The sequence below is a fragment of the Acinetobacter sp. Ver3 genome, assembly GCF_000632455.1.
Taxonomy (GTDB): Bacteria; Pseudomonadota; Gammaproteobacteria; order Pseudomonadales; family Moraxellaceae; genus Acinetobacter.
Map to the genome: position 1 here is coordinate 1 of NZ_JFYL01000154.1, position 1,697 is coordinate 1,697.

At 29.2% G+C, this 1,697-nt stretch carries 3 protein-coding genes; all 3 read right to left on the reverse strand.

All coding sequences use genetic code 11. From position 1 onward, the window contains the following. Window positions 1-272 precede the first annotated feature (272 nt). A complete protein-coding gene (locus CL42_RS16070; RefSeq protein ID WP_035270938.1) occupies window positions 273-500 on the reverse strand; it encodes a hypothetical protein in 228 nt (75 codons plus the stop codon). A gap of 550 nt (window positions 501-1,050) precedes the next feature. After that, window positions 1,051-1,431, reverse strand: a complete 381-nt coding sequence (locus tag CL42_RS16075) for a hypothetical protein (protein WP_035270939.1) — start codon at window positions 1,429-1,431, stop codon at window positions 1,051-1,053. Between the two features lie 15 nt (window positions 1,432-1,446). Further along, the coding region (locus tag CL42_RS17325; protein ID WP_035270940.1) for a hypothetical protein at window positions 1,447-1,697 on the reverse strand (251 nt) is incomplete at its 5' end.

Here is a 1,697-nt window from a genome sequence, read left to right on the forward strand (position 1 = left end):
TAACAGAAAATGAAACTAAAATAATGATTTAAAATCAATAGCTTAAAAATTCCCACCCACCCCAAAAAACAGCAAAAAACCGACTTTGAAACATCTCGGTTTCTTTTTGAGCATATTTGTCATTTTTCGCCAATAAAAATGGTTAAAAAGTGATCAAAAACCGCAATTCCCTATAAGATATATGCCTCTCGGAATCAAATCCATCCCCAATTTCTGCGGACAAATTTTTGGATAATTTAAGAGAATTTGAGTATTGGATACTTAGCTTACCTTTATTCAAAATCCAGCTGATATTCATCTGTTGTGATTCTTATTTTTATTTTCTTATATTTTCTTTTCGTAGTACTTAATGCTGAATTGATAACTTCTTCATGAAATTTAGAATCATTCATTAATTCACCAAATAATTTATAACCGATTAGGATTTTCTTTACTTCTTTGTCTGCTTTTCGATATTTTTCAATCAATAAATCTAAATCATTAACGCTAAAATTTTTCATTTCTATTCTAATTGACCTCTAGGTGATGATAAAATACACTCATATTTTTAGATAATATATAATATCTTCATCTATTATTTATCTAGTTTTTAATGACTCGTCTGCATCCTGTTCAGGAAGTATTATTCTTACTTAAAAATGATGAATCTAATATGAAAAGATTATTAAAATTTTCTCTTTTGCTCAGTAACCCTATGGCTGAGCTTTTTTTCATGTATAAAAATTCGAATAAGGTTTGATATTAAATCAAGAGGATTAAGTAAATCCACTTATCAATTTTTGATAAAGTCGTCTAATTAAAGAATAGATAAAATATTGCAGATAGTTAACGTAATTATGCGCCTAATCAAATCATTAAAAGTTGGCGGTTCATCCAAACTGGATACAACTTGCTCTAATTTTATGATTTTAAAGGGTTTTTCATTAGATTATGAAAAACCCCTGAAGAAGATAGTTATGTATGTCTAAAATTTTGGTGGATACCTAGTATTTTCGATCAAAATCTAATTAAAAATATTTAAGAAAGTGATAGTTATTTAGATAATCTCTTTTAATCACCACGATATGACCAATGTACAGTTTTATAATCTTCATCACTATTTCTATATTCACTAATGAGATCATTTCGTTCATCTAATGCATCTTGATAATCATCTTCATGAAAACAAATAGCCATACGGGCTTGACCACCAAATTCAGCTTCAATAAAAGAATTAAAACTATTTTTTATTCCAATATCTGAGCGAGATATACTCAAGTTATTACGGAAAACTGAAGATACAACCCAAAATGATTTATCCCAAGATATAGCACTTTCTGTAATTAGAGAACGACAAAATGTATATCTAGTATCTTGTGCATTTGTATATGCTGCACCACAGATTAAGGTTATCCCTAGGAATGTAGAAGATAATTTTTTGTAAAAACTCATAGCATCACCGGTAGTTTATTTGTATTTACACTTTTCATGTAAGTAATCAAGAGCTGCATTCATCTTTTTAGCATGACTATCTTTTACGTACCATATAGCAGCACCGCCTGTTCTTGTAGGATCTAACTTCCATCCATTTAATAAAGTATATTGTGAATATTTTACAGGACCAACATAAAGCTTATTAATCGTATATCCATCTCCTCTCACACTAGCTCTTGTCCAATCTATAGAAATTTCTCGCAGATATTTTCCATTATTGCCAC